The sequence below is a fragment of the Azospirillum sp. B21 genome, from assembly GCF_008364825.1.
Lineage (GTDB): Bacteria > Pseudomonadota > Alphaproteobacteria > Azospirillales > Azospirillaceae > Azospirillum.
The window spans coordinates 23,040-38,201 of sequence record NZ_VTTO01000019.1 but is presented as its reverse complement, the minus strand read 5'-3'; the positions used below and the strand labels follow the sequence as shown (position 1 = coordinate 38,201).

The following is a 15,162-nucleotide window of genomic DNA, read 5'->3' as shown; positions in this document are numbered from 1 at the left end:
AAGCTGAGCCTTTTTCATTTTGGTCCCGAAAGCCTTCGTTCCTGCGAATACTCCAAATAGAAAAACCCGCCCCACATCCGGCAATTGCCGGAGCGGAGCGGGCTGTCAGTCGTTTCCGGTGCCTGGAACGGAAGGGGCGACGCCCCTTACTTCGCCCGCGACACGCGGCGCAGGAAGTCGATGAACTGCGCCTGCTCTTCCGGGGACAGATCCTTGACCATGCTCTGGTCGTGGGCCTGGACGCGCGGAGTCAGGTCGTCCATCAGCGTCTGGCCTTCCGGCGACAGGCGCAGTGCGTAGGAGCGGCGGTCGTTGGGCGAGGGGGCGCGGACGACGAGGCCGCGCGACTCGAGACGGTCGATCACCGCGACCATCGTCGACCGGTCGATGCCGACCGCCGTGCCCAGGTCGGACTGCGACAGTCCCTCGTTCTCCCGAATCATGATCAGCACGCCGAACTGACCGGGCGTTATGTCGTGCGGGGCGACCGCGTTCTGAAAGCTCTGGAACACCGCGACCTGAGCCTTGCGCAGGTTGTAACCCACGAGCTCGGGAAGGGGGCCAAGGGCGAGCTTGCCGTTTTTCCCGGGGCGCAGACGCGACCGCCGGTCGGCTGGGGTGGAGCGCTCGTTGTCAGTCACCGTGGATGCCATGTTTTGGATGAATTATCGGATGAACGGATAAAATGCGGGCAAGGCTTACGTTTGTCAGCAAGAACCGCACGGGGGACATGATATGCATACCAGATATGCGTGAAACGTATTGGTTGGCGCCCATACAAATTCCATCTTGAAGAGTCAAGAAGTGGTCGACGCCGATTTGACGCCGATCGCCCGCCCTGCGGTTTCCCCTGCCGCGCGCGGGTTCCCGAATCGGAGCTTCCGACGCCCGGTCCCCCCCAGACCGGGCGTCTTCGTTTTCGGGCTCCGGTGGGCTCCGAGTCGCCCTCCCCTGAACAGGAAATCGACATTGCTTTGCAGGGCAGGGCGGATGGTTGGACGCTTGGTCCGTCGGCGGCTTTCGGGTTAGCTGTTCGGGAGCGTCCCTACCTTGAGAGCCGATGTCATGGCCTTCGCCATTCCCCTATGGTCCCAGCCGGCCGTCCCCGTCGTGGGCGGCGATCCGTTTCCGGTGCGCCGCATCTATTGCGTCGGCCGCAACTATGCCGCCCATGCGCGCGAGATGGGCGCCGATCCCGACCGCGAGCCGCCCTTCTTCTTCATGAAGCCGGCCGATGCCATCGTCGCCGACGGAGCCACCATTCCTTATCCTCCCCGCACCGCCAACCTGCACCACGAGATCGAGTTGGTGGTGGCGATCAAGACCGGCGGCCGCGACATTCCGGTCGACCGGGCGCTGGATCATGTGTTCGGCTATGCCGTCGGGCTGGACATGACCCGGCGCGACCTGCAGAACGCCGCCAAGAAGGAAGGCAAGCCCTGGGACATGGGCAAGGGCTTCGACCGGTCGGCGCCGTGTTCCGCCATCCGCACCGTCGCCGACATCGGCCACCCGGACAAGGGGGCCGTCACCCTGCAGGTGAACGGCGAGCCGCGGCAGAAGGGCGACCTGTCCGACCTGATCTGGTCGGTGGCGGAGACGATCTCCTACCTGTCCGGGCTGGTCGAGTTGCAGCCGGGCGACCTGATCTACACCGGCACGCCGGAGGGCGTCGGTGCGGTGGTGGCCGGCGACGTGCTGACCGGCGAGGTCGAGGGCGTCGGCACCCTGACCCTGACCATCGCCTGAGCCGCCGGACATGCGCATCGCGACCTGGAACATCAATTCGGTCCGCATGCGTCTGGACCTCCTCCTCCGCCTGATGGAGGAGGAGCGGCCGGACGTGATCTGCCTGCAGGAAACCAAGGTGGTGGACGCCGACTTCCCGCTCGGCCCCCTGGCGGAGCGCGGCTATGTCCACGCCCACATCCACGGGATGAAGGGCTACAACGGCGTCGCCATCCTGTCGCGCCTGCCTTTCTCTTCGCACGACGTCCAGCACTGGTGCGGCAAGCAGGACTGCCGCCACGCGCTTGCCCATCTGCCGGGCGGGATCGAACTGCACTGCGTCTATATCCCTGCCGGCGGCGACATTCCCGACCCGGCGGTGAACGACAAGTTCGCCCACAAGCTCCAGTTCTTGGACGAGATGACCCACTGGCTGGGCACGGAGCGGACGCCCGACCGTCCCATGGTGCTGGTCGGCGACCTGAACATCGCGCCTCTGGAACAGGACGTCTGGAGCCACAAGGAACTGCTGTCGGTGGTCTCCCACACGCCGATCGAGGTGGAGAAGCTGGCGGCGATGCAGTCCTCGGCCGGTTGGGTCGACGCCATGCGCCGCTTCGTGCCGCCGGAGGAGAAGCTCTACACCTGGTGGAGCTACCGGGCGAAGGACTGGGCCGCCTCCAACCGCGGCCGGCGCCTGGACCACATCTGGGTGACCCCGCCGCTGGAAGGCGCGCTGCAGGGCATCAAGGTGTTGCGCGATGCCCGCGGCTGGGAGCCGAAGCCGTCGGACCATGTGCCGGTGATCGTCGATTTGAACGTCTGATCGATGGGGAAGGGGGGGCGTCGCCGCGGCCCCCTTCCGCTCCCGTCTACTCCAACATCCCGATATTCATCCGCACCACCGACGGGGTGCCATCCTCCGCCAATCGGAACAGGTGGGCGCAGCCGTTGCGCAGCTCCTCTGCCGGCTCGTCGCGCATGTCCCAGCCGGTGGCGAGAGAATAAAGCGCGCGCAGGATTCCGTTGTGGGCGACGGCGCCGGTCGGGCGTCCGTCGGCGGCAAGGTCGGCCAGCCAGCCGCGCAGGCGGGCCTGCACCTCGCGCGGGCTCTCGCCGCCGGGGGCCTTGTAGTCCAGACCCAGCCGGTCGTGGCGGGCAGGCATGCGGCCGTCGGCGCGCAGATCCTCGGTGCGCAGCCCCTCCCACGCTCCCCAATCCATTTCGACGATCCGCGGTTCCGGCGTGGGGTCGAGGCCGAGCAGCAGCGCGGTTTCCCAGGCGCGGCGCTTCGGGCTGGCGACCCAGCGCAAACCGGCCGACTCGGGCGGCAGGCGATAGAGGGCGACCCGAGTGCGGCCGGCGTCGGACAACGGCTCGTCGATGCTGCCCTGGATGCGCCCTTCGGCGTTCCAGGCGGTCGGGCCGTGGCGGAGGATCAGCAGGGTGGTCATGACGATACCGGGACGCGGATGTTGGGAGGCGCCCCCAGTTTAGCGTTTCGCCGGCTTCTGCACCGGCATTTCCTTGATCTGGGCCAGAGCCACACGGACGCGCGCCAGATCGGGCGGCGGCGCCTTGGCTCCGGGAGCCGCCGGGGCCTTCGCCGGAGACTTGACCGGAGCCTTGGCCGGCTTCGCTCCGGCGTCGGCCACCTGCACGCGCGCCTTCGCGTTGCCGGCCTTCTGGGCGAGCGCCAATGCCTGGGCCTTGGCGCGGGCGCGGGCCTGCGCCTCCAGGATCTGCGGCGCACGCGGCTCGCCGGTTTTCGGCGTCCAGGTGCGGAAGGGGCCGGTGTCGACATGGACATGGCCGGTGTGGGCGTACATCGCATAGCCGCCGCGCTGCATCGCCGCCGCCTCCTCCGCCAGCCGGGCCGGAGGCACGCCGGCGATGGAGAAGTCCGCCGCCTGTCCGCGCAGGTGGTAGGAGTTCTCGGCGACGTTCGGGTTGCTGCGGGCGAGGCTGGCGTTGGTGGCGCCCGACCGGTAGCCCGAGGTGATGCGGATCGGCGACTCGGGCGCTGCGCCCACGCGCTGGCGAAGCTCCACCAGCATGTCGACCAGGGCCGGGTCGATCGGGATCGCCTCGTCGCTGCGGCGGTCGCGGAACAGCACGGAGATCTCGCGCATCGCCGCTGGGTCATAGCCGTCGCCGGGACGCCAGTAGGTGACGGAAACCGATTCGCCACTGGCCGGGTGGTGCAGGACCACGCTGCGCGGGGAGCCGTCAAGCTTTGCGCTTTCCAGCGGCGGCGCGGTGGCGCAGCCGCCAAGCTGCGTCGCGACGGTCAGGACGGCAAGCACACCAAAGGCACGACCGGTCATGCGCATCGCTCTTCCCCCCAAGCTTTGCACGCCCCAACGATCCCCGCCCGCCCCAATCGTGGCGGGGTTGCAGGCCCGATCTAATACCAAGAATGTCACAAGAGGCCAGTGTGACAAAGCAACCTGTGGCGCATTCGACACGCACAAGCGCTTTTCAGGGATGGAAAGATTTTTCGGACCTCAACCCGGACGGAGGGAGGTCTTACAGGGACAGTTCCATCCCTTCGCGGGCCACCAGCGATCCCGGTCGCATCGCTTCCGCCTCTGCCGCAATCGCGTCCAGTTCGTCATCGGTGCGGGCGGGGTCGTGGTGGAAGATCACCGCGCGACCGACGCCGGCGGCGTTGGCCAGCCGCAGGCACTCCTGCCAGGTCGAATGGCCCCAGCCGATGCGTGCCGGGTATTCGGCATCGGTGTAGGTGCTGTCATACACCATCAGGTCGGCACCCAGCAGCAGATCGAGGATCACCGGGTCGCGCCCCTCGGTCGGATGTTCGGTGTCGGTCAGGACGCACAGGCTGCGGCCGCCATGCTCCACCCGATAGCCGGTTGCGCCGTCGGGATGGTTCAGCGCGCAGGTGCGCACCACCACGCCCGGCGCCGGCTCCAGCGTCTGGCCGGCCTGGAAGTCGCGGAACTGGCAGTCGGCACGGAAGATCTCCACCGGCACCGGGAACAGCGGCGCCGTCATCATGTCCGACAGCACGGTGCGGAAGGGCCGCTCCGGCGGCAGGTGTCCGGCCCACAGCCGCAGCCTGCTGCCCGGATCGAAGGCGGGGGCGAAAAAGGGCAGGCCGCAGATGTGATCGAGATGGCTGTGGGTCAGCAGCAGGTCGATGTCCACCGGCCCGCCGCCCCTAGCCAGCGACTCGCCGAGCGGGCGTATGCCGGTGCCGCAGTCGAAGACGATGTGGGCGCCGCCGCAGCGGACCTCGATGCAGGCGGTGTTGCCGCCATAGCGGATGGTTGTCGGCCCGGGCGACGCGATGCTGCCGCGCACCCCCCAGAAGCGGACGGTGAAAGGGGACGTGCCGCCGGCCTCTTCCAGGGCGGGCGGGGGAACGGAATCGATCGTATTACGGACGGTCATGACGGCGCCATGGTGGCGATCCCGCTTGTCCAAGTCTAGCAAATCTCTTACCCCAGTCACTCTTCCAGCGGTTCCCCTTACGGACGGGGTGTTGATTGGTGGCGCGCCTTTCGAACGGGCGGACCGCGAGTCGACGACCCACGAAGGGCACCTGTCCAAACCCATAAGATGTGGTAGGTTGGGGCTCGTCGCGCATTGCGCGGCATGACTTACCAGGGTCCCCGCGCGGGTGGGGACCGGCTCCGGCGGAACCCGACGCGGATGGATCCTGACAAGCTCGCCAAAGTCCTCGCCATGGCCGAGTCGGAGCATCAGGGCGAGGCGCTGTCCGCACTGCGCGCCGCCCGGATCATGCTGTCGCGCGCCGGCCTGTCCTTCCGCGACCTTGCGGAGCGCGCACGCACGCCGATGCCCCCATTCCCCGAACCGCCTCCTGCCGCCGAGCCCGCCGGTGCGCCGGCCCCGCCGCCGCCGCCGGACGAACTTGTCCGGGGCCTGCGCCGGCAGGTGAAGGATTTGGAACTGGAACTCGCCACCCTGCGCCGCCAGCTCGACAAGGCGTCGGGCGATGCCGACCGCCAGCGCGAGGAGGCCGACCGTTGGCGCACCCTGGCGCGTGAGACGGCGGAAAAGCTGTGGGACATGGGCAAGGCGCTGGAGCGCAAGCATTCCCGCCACGCCGACACCGACAAGCGCCGTGCCGTGCTGGACCTGCTGCAGGACCCCGGCAGCGCTCTGCTGTCCGACCGCGAGATCGCACGCCGCGTCGGCGTATCGCCGCATGACGTCAGTCACTGGCGCCGCAGGATGGCGATCGTCGGGCGCAAGCTGCGTCTGCTTCCGGTGGTGCCCCGCGGCCGCGGCCTGTGGGGCGGGCCGTCCGCCATCGGCCTCGGCGCCGCGCGGCTGGGCCGGCATCCATCGGGGGAGCGCGAACGCCAGCGCTGGCTGGGCTTCGCCGGCGAAGTCACCATCGCCGAACGGGGAAGCCGGCGAGGGCTGGCCCCTTGCGGGCGACGCTGAACTGCGACCTGCTGAGCGCGGTAACGCTGCTTACGGCACCAGCCGGTAGCCGCCGGGCTCCGTCACCAGGATGCGGGCGTTGGACGGATCGGCTTCGATCTTCTGGCGCAGGCGGTAGACGTGGGTCTCCAGCGTGTGGGTGGTGACCGCGGCGTTGTAGCCCCAGACCTCTCCCAGCAGGGTTTCGCGACCCACCACCAGATCGCCGGCCCGGTACAGGTATTTCAGGATCGCCGTTTCCTTTTCGGTCAGCCGGATCTTCCTGTTGGTGGCCTCGTCCAGCAGCAGCTTGGCGCCAGGGCGGAAGCTGTAGGGGCCGATGGCGAAGACGGCGTCCTCCGTCTGCTCGAACTGGCGCAGCTGGGCGCGCAGCCGGGCGATCAGCACCCCTAGGCGGAAGGGCTTGGTCACATAGTCGTTGGCGCCGGATTCCAGCCCCAGGATGGTGTCTGCATCGCTGGCCGATGCGGTCAGCATGATGATGGGGCAGCGCACGCCCTCGCGCCGCAGCAGCTTGCAGACATCGCGTCCGTCCATGTCCGGCAGCCCGACGTCGAGCAGGATGGCGGAAAAGCCGGCCCCCGCGGCCCCTGCTGCGGCACCAGCCCGGACCGCGTTCAATGCCCCGGCGCCGTCGCCGGCCTCCTCGGTCTCGAACTCCTCCAGCAGCCGCAGCTGTTCCGCCAGCGACTGGCGCAGGGCGGTGTCGTCATCGACCAGGAGGATGCGCTTTGCAGGGATCATGGGGCGTGCGGCACGAAAACGGAAAGCGGGCGCCGCCGGACGGCAAGGCCGGGGCCGCGCCTTAGTAGCATGGCGGCGGTGGATTGTCGTGGTGGCTTGTGGGCGGGGCAGAAGGGCGGGGCAGAACGCCACCGGGCAAGCCCCTACAGCGCGGCCAGCACCGCCATCAGCGCCGCGGCACCGCCATCGTCCGCAGCGGCACGGACCACACGGTCCGGCCGAACCCCCAGCGCCCGCACCGTGGCGGCGGTCTCGTCGTCCGGCACCACGACCCGGCGCATGAGGGACAGCGCGCCCTGTTCCAGGTTGCGGCGCACCGCGGCCTCGTCGGCGGTCAGGTCCGGATCGATCCAGTGCAGCCGGTCGACCAGCGCGACGAAGCGCAGGCGGCGGTCGTCGGCCGGCAGGCTGGCGGCCAGATTGAACAGGGCGTTGCCGTCCAGCAGGACCGGCGCGCCGTCGGGCAGCCGGGCCAGGGCGATGTCGGCCGCCAGAATCGCCGACGGATCGACCTGCGGGTACGGGCCGGGCAGGGCGTGGACCGTCATGCCGGCCCCGGCGGCGCGCAGCACCTCGACCATGCGGCGGCCATAGGCGTCGGCGGGAAGCCCGGCCGGCATCACCGCATGGAGGGCGGCGGGGGACTCGTGGGGCGGCAGGGGCTGGATCGTCACGGGGCGGGGGCTCCGGATGAGGGTAAGATCGGGGCAGGCTAGCGGGATCGTTGCGCCTTCGGCAACGGTGTGGCGCGCGGGAATCGCTGGACAGGGGCGCGCCACCTGCGCTTTGCTTCGGCCGCCGAACGCACCATGTCCCGTTCTTGCGCCGAAACCGGCGCTCCCGCTACGCAAAGCCGCTGACGATGCAAGCCGAACACCCGACCGACACCACCACGACGGCCACCCTGTCCGCACCCGCGGCTTCCTCCGCGCCCATCGACGAGGCTGCCGTGCGCGCCGTCGACCGGGCGCTTGCCGCGTTGCGCCGTGGCGAGGTCGTGGCGATCGAGACCGCCGACGGCACCGTCGGCGCGGCGGTGTCGGTGGAATCGGTGGCGCTCGACGCGGTGGAACGGCTGAAGGCGCTGACCGGCGGCACGCCGCGGCTGGTGGTCACCCGCCGCCGGGCCGTGGTGCTGGGGCTTGCCTCCGCCGACGCGGCGCAGCCGGTGAGCGACATCGCCGGCGATCAGGCGCCGGGGTCCTCCACCGAAAGCTTCGGCGCCATGGCGCTCGACCGGCCCGGCGGGCTGACCGCCGATCAGGCGCATGCGCTGGCCGATCCCGAACAGCACCCGCAGGCGCAGGGCGCGCTGCCGGCCGGATTGACCGTCGTCGACGCCCGTCCCGGTAGCCGCGAGGCCGCCGCCGTCGATCTCGCCCGTCTGGCCCGCCTGCTTCCCGCCGCCATCACCGCCGACCTGCCGTCCTCCGGCCCGGCGGCCGGTGTGAGCGCAGCGGACTGGGCTGCGGAAAACGACCTGCTGCTGGTTCGGGCGTCGGACGTCGGCGATTACCGTGTCCATGTGGTGCGCACCCTGCGTCGCGTCGCCGACGCGCGGGTGCCGCTGGTGGGGTCGGAGAACACGCGCATCTACGCCTTCCGCCCGGCCGATGGCGGGCCGGAGCATCTGGCGATCGTCATCGGCGATCCCGATCCGGATCAGCCGGTGCTGGCCCGCCTGCATTCCGAGTGCTTCACCGGCGACCTGCTCGGCTCCCTGCGTTGCGACTGCGGCGACCAGCTGCGCGGCGCCATCGCCGAGATCGCCCGGCAGGGCAGCGGCGTGCTGCTGTATCTGGCGCAGGAGGGGCGCGGCATCGGGCTGGTCAACAAGCTGCGCGCCTACCGGATCCAGGACCGCGGGTTCGACACCGTGGACGCCAACGAGATCCTCGGCTTCGAAGCGGACGAGCGGGTCTATCTGCCGGCGGCGGAGATGCTGCGCCAGCTGGGCTTCTCGGCCGTGCGGCTGATGACCAACAACCCGGAGAAGCTGCGCCAGCTCGCCCGTTGCGGCATCGCGGTGGTGGAGCGGGTGGCCCATATCTTCCCCGCCAACGGCCACAACGAAGGCTATCTGCGCACCAAGGCGGAACGCAGCGGCCACATGTTCTGAGGCGGATGTCGTAAGCCGGATTGGCGGGGCACGAATCGCCCCGTCGGCCCGGCAGTTCTTGCCGCCATCCGCCATCGCCCCCGCTACTGGGAATCGGATTCCGGGTGCGGACCACCCCGAACCTCCCAAATCGCGGGATTCCGGACCGGGAGGAACCGATCCGGTTGGCACGAGGATTGCTGTACCCTGTCGTGACCACCGAGCCGGGAGACCGCCCATGGCCATCGACGCCACCACCATCGACAGCAGCGCCGTCCATCGTCCGGCGCCGCGCGAAAAGGCGTCGCCGGTCATCGACGGCGGCCACAATGGCGGGTCGGTCGAAATCCAGGGCGACATGTCCTTCTGGGACTTCCTGGACATCATCAACCCGCTGCAGCACATCCCGATCGTCAGCACCGTCTATCGCGAGATCACCGGCGACACCATCCAGCCGTCCATGCGGGTCATGGGCGACATCCTGTATGGCGGCGTCATCGGCGGCATGGCGTCGATCGCCAACGCGGTGATCGAGCAATCGACGGGCAAGGACGTCGGGGACACGGTCATGGCCTCGCTCGGCTTTGGGGACGGTGACCATCCCGCCACCCCCACGGCCGTCGCGGACGCCTCGGGGGGGCCGGCCAAATCCGGCTCCCCCGCGGATCCGTCCGGTAAGCAGCCGTCCAAGGCCGCGGAGGGAGCACCGCCCGCGGGTGGTCTCGCCGCGGCACTGGCGGCCAGCCCGACGGCACCTTCGGCCGCTTCCGTTGCGAACTCCCCCATGGCGACCGGGCAGCCGGTCAAGCTCTCCGCTCCCGCACCCGCTGCTGCGCCTGCTCCTGCAACCGAGGCGTCGCCGGCCTTGGTGGCGCAGCTGGCGGGCGGTGGCGCGGTGCCGCACCCCAGCAAGATGCCGGCGCGCGACACCCCGCTCGCCAGTTCCGCCCTGGCCAAGCACAGCGTGCCCCGCAACGCAGCACCGGTCCCCGGATCGGTCATGGCCGCCGCGCGCGCCGCCGGTGCCGCTCCCGCCAACGGCAACCAGGGGGCGCCCGTCCAGCCCGCCAACGCCGCGCCCGGCGATGCACCCGCCGGACCGGCGCCGGTTCCGCCGGACATGCTGTCGGAAACGATGATGCGCAATCTGGCGAAGTACGAGCAGTCGCGCAAAACGGCCCAGGGTGCCACCACCACCACGCGGGTATCGGGATGAGCATCGAGATCGTCGTGACGCCGGACGGCGGTGCGGAGTCGACCACCGGCCGTCTGCGCTGGCCCGGCGGCGATGTCGCTTGCGTGCTCGGCCGTGGTGGCGTGCGAACCGACAAGCGGGAGGGCGACGGCGCCACCCCGGTCGGCCGCTTTCCGTTGCGCCGTGTCCTGTGGCGCGCCGACCGGCTGCCGCCGCCGGAAACCGGCCTGCCGCTCGGCGCCATCGCCGAGGATGACGGCTGGTGCGACGCGCCGGAGGATCCGGCCTACAACCGTCCCGTCCTCCGCCCCTATCCCGCCAGCCACGAGGCGATGTGGCGGGACGACCATGTCTACGACATCGTGGTGGTGATGGGGCACAACGACGACCCGGTCGTGCCGGGGCTGGGCAGCGCCGTGTTCCTGCACCTGACCCGGCCGGACCGGACGCCGACCGCCGGCTGCGTCGCGCTGGCGCCCGATGACATGCTGCGCCTGCTGAAGGACTGTGGGCCGGGCAGCGCGCTGAGCGTCGCCGCACCGGCGGGATGATGCAGGCGGAGGTTACGCTGCGGGATAGGGGCGCGCGCCGAAGATCGCCGTGCCGACCCGCACATGGGTGGCGCCGAACCGCACCGCGGTCTCGTAGTCGCCGCTCATGCCCATGCTGATCTCGGCCAGCCCCAGCCGGTGCGCCATCTCCGCCAGCAGGGCGAAATGCATGGCCGGCTCCTCGTCCACCGGCGGGATGCACATCAGCCCGGTGACCGGCAGCCCCAGACGGTCGCGGCAGTCGGCCAGGAAGGCTTCGACCTCGGCCGGGGCGATGCCGGCCTTCTGCGGCTCCTCGCCGGTGTTGACCTCGATGAGGCAGCGCGGCCGGCGGCCTGTCTTCGCCATCTCCTCGGCCAGCGCTTCGGCCAGCTTGGGGCGGTCCAGGGTCTGGATCACGTCGAACAGCGCGACGGCGTCCTTGACCTTGTTGGTCTGCAGCGGCCCGATCAGGTGCAGTTCCAGATCGGGGAACCGTTCCTTCAGCGCCGGGAACTTGGCCTTGGCCTCCTGCACACGGTTCTCGCCGAACACGCGCTGGCCGGCCGACAGGGCTTCCTCCACCGATTCGGCGGGGTGGGTCTTCGACACCGCGACCAGCGTCACCACCCCCTCGCCGCGACCGCAGGCCGCAGCCGTTTCCGCAATGGCGCGGCGCACCGAGTCGAGCCGGGCCGTCACGCCGTCCGCCGTCGCGGAACCGCCTGCTTCGCCGCCGGTTTGCGTATCTTTGCCAGTGCCCTGCGTCGTCGTCATGGCCGCCCCCAATCCGGTCGCTGCGGGTGTACAGCGCTTCCGCGGCGTGTTAGCGGACGGTCCGCGGAAACGCAAGCGCCCCAACGCGCCCTACCCAATGCACTTGGACGGGGGCGCCCGGATGGGGGCACCGGCATCGTCATCGTCTGCACATCGAGGAGACCTCCGCATGCGGAGTCCGTTTCGTTCCCTGCTCTCCGCCAGCCTGCTTGCCGCCGCGGCCGCCTTGCCGGCGGCATTGACCGCCGGCCTGATCGCCGCTACCCCCGTCCGCGCCGAAGAGCACGCGAAACCTGCACCGAAGGCTGCGGCACCGGCGAAGCCCACCGGCAAGCAGGGGAAGGCCAAGGTCATGGCGGGGTCGCCGATGACCAAGGTCCGCTTCAGCGAGCCGGCCTATCCGCTGACCGATGACGGCACCTACCGCAGCTATATGGACAAGATCCTGGACGAATTCGGCCGCCGTTGCGTGCGCCAGGAGCAGTTCGGCTGGGAGGTTGCCAAGGACGACCAGGAGCGGCTGGACTTCATCTTCCAGGGCACGATGGCCAACTATGGCCGCATCGGCTATCTGCTGGGTGAAATCCATCCCAAGGCGGTGACCGATCCCGAGACCATCGCCTTCCTCGCCGATCGCGAGAAGTCGCGCTATCTGCTGGTCTGGACGCCGCTGGAATCGTCGGTGCTGTTCATGATGTGCGAGACCGCGGACAAGAGCGCCAAATCGGAGCCGCCCAAATCCGCCCCGAAGAAGTGAGCGGCCTGAAAAACGAAAAGGCGGCGGATCGCTCCGCCGCCTTCTTCGTTTCCGGTCCGGAACCCGCCGCTCAGAAGGCGAAGCGGGTGTCCCACAGGATGATGTTGGCGTCGTTGCTCACGCCGCCGACCTTGTTGTCGAGATAGCTGTATTCCAGACCGGTGGTCAGGCCCGGGGCAACGGTGTAGGTCACGCCGGCCTGCCAGACATGGGCGCGGGAATTCAAGCCGGCGAAGTCGCTGTCGATGCCCTGGGCGTCGGTGTAGTTGGCGGCCAGGATGACCGGCCCCATGGTGTAGTTGACGCCGACGATCCAGACCTGCTGGTCGTCCACGCCGCGGGTGCCGGTGGCATAACCGCTGTCGCCGCTGAAGGCATAGCTGCCGCCGACCTTGAACCCGGCGTAGGACACGTTGGCGCCGACATGGACCGAGGACAGATCCTCAAGCCCGCTGGCCGCCTTGGCGAACTGGTAGGCGGCGCTCGCCTCCACGCCGAAGCCGCTGAACTCGCCCTTGTAGGTGGCCTGGATTTCGGCCATGTCGCGGTAGGCGGTGCTGTTCTTGACGCGGTTCACGTCGGTGTTGCTGCTGCCGTAGGTCGGCGTGTAGGCGGCACCGACCTGGAAGCCGGAGAAGCTCGGCGACAGGTAGATGATCTTGGAGCTGGCGTCGCCCGACTCCAGCGTGCGCAGGCTGCCCAGCACATAGGGGGCGCCGTTGGCGTTGACGTAGTAGTTCAGGTACTGGGCGTCCGGCGACCCTTCGATGCCTTCGACGTTCGGGCCGATGATGCCGTATTCGTCCGACAGGCCGTTGATCACGCCGGCCTGGATCGTGCCGAAGCTGCCGTTCACGAACATGAACGCGCGGTCGCTGTCGGTGCTGCGATTGTTGCCGGTGCCGCCGGCGGCACGCAGGCGCAGGCGGGCGCCGTATTCCAGGCCGTTGTCGGACTTGGCCGTCGGCGTGATGGTCAGGCGGAAGCGGTTGGCGAACTCGGTCTGGCGCAGGCCGGTGTCGATGTCCTGGTCGACGTAGGCGCCCTGGAAGTAGGCGTCGCCACCCAGCAGGATGTCGAACTTCGACTGGGCCGAGGCGGTGCCGCAGCCGGCGGCGAGGGCAACAGCGGCGCAGCCGATGACGAGAGAACGCTTCATGGATGTCATCCTCGATGCATGCATCCCGGCGGTCCTGATTGCGATCCCGGGGTGCCAGCGGTGTCTTTGTACACCATGACTTAATCCCGCACCCCGAGGACCGGCAAGCGGCAAAGAGACGTGCAGTCTTCGCAATCCAGACACAGTTGCGCGGAAAACACGGAATCCCGGACCATGTTGCTTCGGGCGCTAAGCGGCCGCTCCTGTTTCAGTGATGACTTCATCGGATATCACCGCAATGTCACTCGGATGGGGTAATCCACTTGATGGAGAGCGATGGCATGGCTGTTGCGGGCAAAAATAAACGGCTGGAGCGTAAGCTCTGCTTTGATCGAATGGCCGTCATGTTGCGGAGCCTCGCCGTCCGGGCTGCGCACATGAAAAAGTCCGCCGGAGCGGACATAAAAAGAGGCGGCGGATTTCTCCGCCGCCCTCGCGTTTGCTGCCAGGAAGCCTGCCCCTTAGAAGGAGAAGCGGGTGTCCCACAGAACGATGTTGGCGTCGTTGTTCACGCCGCCGACCTTGTTGTCGACGTAGCTGTACTCCAGGCCCGTGGTCAGGCCGGGGGCGACGGTGTAGGTCACGCCGGCCTGATAGACATGGGCGCGGGAATTCAGGCCGACGAAGCCGCTGTCGATGCCCTTCATGTCGGTGTAGGTGGCGGCCAGGATGACCGGACCCAGGGTGTACTGGGCACCGACAAGCCAGACCTGCTGGTCGTCCACACCGCGGGTGCCGGTGGCATAGCCGCTGTCGCCGCTGAAGGCGTAGCTGCCGCCAATGGCGAACGGGCCATAGGTGAGGGTGGCGCCGGTATGGACCGACGACAGGTCTTCCACGCCCGACGGAGCGCTGGCGAACTGGTAGGCGACGCTCGCTTCCAGGCCGATGCTGCCGAAGGTGCCCTTATAGGCAGCCTGGACTTCGCCCATGTCGTTATAGGTGACGTTCTTGCGACGGTTCACGTCGGTGTTGCTGCTGCCGTAGGTCGGGGTGTAGGCGGCGGACAGCTTGAAGCCGGCGAAGCTCGGGGTGCTGTAGACGATCTTGGTGCTGGCGTCGCCCGACTCCAGAGTGCGGAGGTTATACGCGACATACGGGAGCGTGGTGACGCCGTAATAGCTGCTGTAGAAGCCGTCCGGGCTGCCCGAGATGCCGTCGACGTTCGGACCGATGACGCCCGAGTCGTCCGACGGGCCGTTGGTCACGCCAGCCTGCACCGAACCGAAGGTGCCGTTCACGAAGATGAACGCGCGGTCGGCGTCGGTGGTGCGGACGTTGCTGGTGCCGTTGGCGGCGCGCAGACGCAGGCGGGCACCGTATTCCAGACCGTTGTCGGCCTTGGCCGTCGGGGTGATGGTCAGACGGAAGCGGTTGGCGAACTCGGTCTTGCGCAGGCCGTTGTCGTTGTCCTGGTCGACATAGGCGCCCTGGAAGAAGGCGTCGCCGCCCATCAGGATGTCGAACTTGGACTGGGCCGAGGCGGTGCCGCAGCCGGCGGCGAGGGCAACGGCGGCGCAGCCGATGACGAGAGAGCGCTTCATGGATTGTCCATCCTTGTGCGTACGCCCCGTATGAGCGGGAGCGCGCGGTTGTCTTTGTAGCTATGACTTAACCGTGCGCTGTTTCGGCCGGCAAGAGGCAAACTGCAGCGCTTCCACGCGTCCGCAACACAGTTGCAACAAAAGCACACAGTTAACCTGTTGATATATAATAGGAATTAGGACGTGCCGA

16 protein-coding genes are annotated in these 15,162 nt (G+C 68.7%); 7 read left to right on the top strand and 9 right to left on the bottom strand.

Annotation, left to right across the window (positions count from 1 at the left end; translation table 11 throughout):
• Nucleotides 1-146: 146 nt before the first annotated feature.
• Nucleotides 147-641 carry a MarR family transcriptional regulator gene (locus tag FZ983_RS28340; protein ID WP_247884017.1) on the bottom strand — a complete coding sequence of 165 codons (495 nt, stop codon included), beginning with the start codon at nucleotides 639-641 and terminating at the stop codon, nucleotides 147-149.
• Between the two features lie 424 nt (nucleotides 642-1,065).
• On the opposite strand from FZ983_RS28340, the gene FZ983_RS28335 reads away from it, so the two are divergent.
• Both FZ983_RS28335 and xth read left to right on the top strand, forming a co-directional pair.
• Nucleotides 1,066-1,749, top strand: coding sequence for a fumarylacetoacetate hydrolase family protein (locus FZ983_RS28335; protein WP_149227828.1), 684 nt, complete (start codon nucleotides 1,066-1,068; stop codon nucleotides 1,747-1,749).
• A gap of 10 nt (nucleotides 1,750-1,759) precedes the next feature.
• Nucleotides 1,760-2,554, top strand: a complete 795-nt coding sequence (gene xth / locus FZ983_RS28330; protein ID WP_149227711.1) for an exodeoxyribonuclease III — start codon at nucleotides 1,760-1,762, stop codon at nucleotides 2,552-2,554.
• A gap of 46 nt (nucleotides 2,555-2,600) precedes the next feature.
• Here the strand turns inward: xth and FZ983_RS28325 are convergent, their stop codons facing one another.
• The 3 genes from FZ983_RS28325 to FZ983_RS28315 form a co-directional block, all read right to left on the bottom strand.
• Entirely contained in the window at nucleotides 2,601-3,182 is a 582-nt protein-coding gene (locus FZ983_RS28325) for a histidine phosphatase family protein (protein WP_149227710.1), read from the bottom strand.
• Between the two features lie 39 nt (nucleotides 3,183-3,221).
• Nucleotides 3,222-4,055, bottom strand: a complete 834-nt coding sequence (locus FZ983_RS28320) for a DUF882 domain-containing protein (RefSeq protein WP_247884016.1) — start codon at nucleotides 4,053-4,055, stop codon at nucleotides 3,222-3,224.
• Between the two features lie 202 nt (nucleotides 4,056-4,257).
• The gene (locus FZ983_RS28315) at nucleotides 4,258-5,145 is read right to left on the bottom strand and encodes an MBL fold metallo-hydrolase (protein WP_149227826.1); all 888 of its coding nucleotides are present in this window, start codon (nucleotides 5,143-5,145) and stop codon (nucleotides 4,258-4,260) included.
• A gap of 261 nt (nucleotides 5,146-5,406) precedes the next feature.
• Here FZ983_RS28315 and FZ983_RS28310 point away from each other — a divergent pair, with 261 nt between their 5' ends.
• Complete coding sequence (locus tag FZ983_RS28310) at nucleotides 5,407-6,168, top strand: hypothetical protein (RefSeq protein ID WP_149227706.1); 762 nt, start codon at nucleotides 5,407-5,409, stop codon at nucleotides 6,166-6,168.
• Nucleotides 6,169-6,198: 30 nt separating this feature from the next.
• Here the strand turns inward: FZ983_RS28310 and FZ983_RS28305 are convergent, their stop codons facing one another.
• Nucleotides 6,199-6,912: a response regulator transcription factor gene (locus FZ983_RS28305; protein WP_149227704.1), complete on the bottom strand. Its 714-nt coding sequence runs from the start codon at nucleotides 6,910-6,912 to the stop codon at nucleotides 6,199-6,201.
• A gap of 143 nt (nucleotides 6,913-7,055) precedes the next feature.
• Nucleotides 7,056-7,586, bottom strand: coding sequence for a glycosyl transferase (locus FZ983_RS28300; RefSeq protein WP_149227702.1), 531 nt, complete (start codon nucleotides 7,584-7,586; stop codon nucleotides 7,056-7,058).
• A 188-nt stretch (nucleotides 7,587-7,774) separates the two neighbouring features.
• Here FZ983_RS28300 and ribA point away from each other — a divergent pair, with 188 nt between their 5' ends.
• The 3 genes from ribA (at nucleotide 7,775) to FZ983_RS28285 (ending at nucleotide 10,756) form a co-directional block, all read left to right on the top strand.
• Nucleotides 7,775-9,031, top strand: coding sequence for a GTP cyclohydrolase II (gene ribA, locus FZ983_RS28295; RefSeq protein WP_149227700.1), 1,257 nt, complete (start codon nucleotides 7,775-7,777; stop codon nucleotides 9,029-9,031).
• 217 nt (nucleotides 9,032-9,248) lie between these two features.
• A complete protein-coding gene (locus FZ983_RS28290; RefSeq protein ID WP_149227698.1) occupies nucleotides 9,249-10,226 on the top strand; it encodes a hypothetical protein in 978 nt (325 codons plus the stop codon).
• Nucleotides 10,223-10,756 (top strand): L,D-transpeptidase family protein, encoded by a 534-nt coding sequence (locus tag FZ983_RS28285; RefSeq protein WP_149227696.1) that lies wholly within the window; start codon nucleotides 10,223-10,225, stop codon nucleotides 10,754-10,756. Before FZ983_RS28290 ends, FZ983_RS28285 begins: the two co-directional genes overlap by 4 nt.
• A gap of 12 nt (nucleotides 10,757-10,768) precedes the next feature.
• Here FZ983_RS28285 and FZ983_RS28280 read toward each other — a convergent pair whose 3' ends face one another.
• Entirely contained in the window at nucleotides 10,769-11,512 is a 744-nt protein-coding gene (locus tag FZ983_RS28280; RefSeq protein WP_247884015.1) for a YggS family pyridoxal phosphate-dependent enzyme, read from the bottom strand.
• A gap of 169 nt (nucleotides 11,513-11,681) precedes the next feature.
• On the opposite strand from FZ983_RS28280, the gene FZ983_RS28275 reads away from it, so the two are divergent.
• Nucleotides 11,682-12,269: a hypothetical protein gene (locus tag FZ983_RS28275; RefSeq protein ID WP_149227694.1), complete on the top strand. Its 588-nt coding sequence runs from the start codon at nucleotides 11,682-11,684 to the stop codon at nucleotides 12,267-12,269.
• A 70-nt stretch (nucleotides 12,270-12,339) separates the two neighbouring features.
• Here the strand turns inward: FZ983_RS28275 and FZ983_RS28270 are convergent, their stop codons facing one another.
• Both FZ983_RS28270 and FZ983_RS28265 read right to left on the bottom strand, forming a co-directional pair.
• A complete protein-coding gene (locus FZ983_RS28270) occupies nucleotides 12,340-13,428 on the bottom strand; it encodes a porin (protein WP_149227692.1) in 1,089 nt (362 codons plus the stop codon).
• 461 nt (nucleotides 13,429-13,889) lie between these two features.
• On the bottom strand, nucleotides 13,890-14,972 hold the full coding sequence (locus FZ983_RS28265; RefSeq protein WP_149227690.1) for a porin: 1,083 nt from the start codon (nucleotides 14,970-14,972) through the stop codon (nucleotides 13,890-13,892).
• Nucleotides 14,973-15,162: the final 190 nt, after the last annotated feature.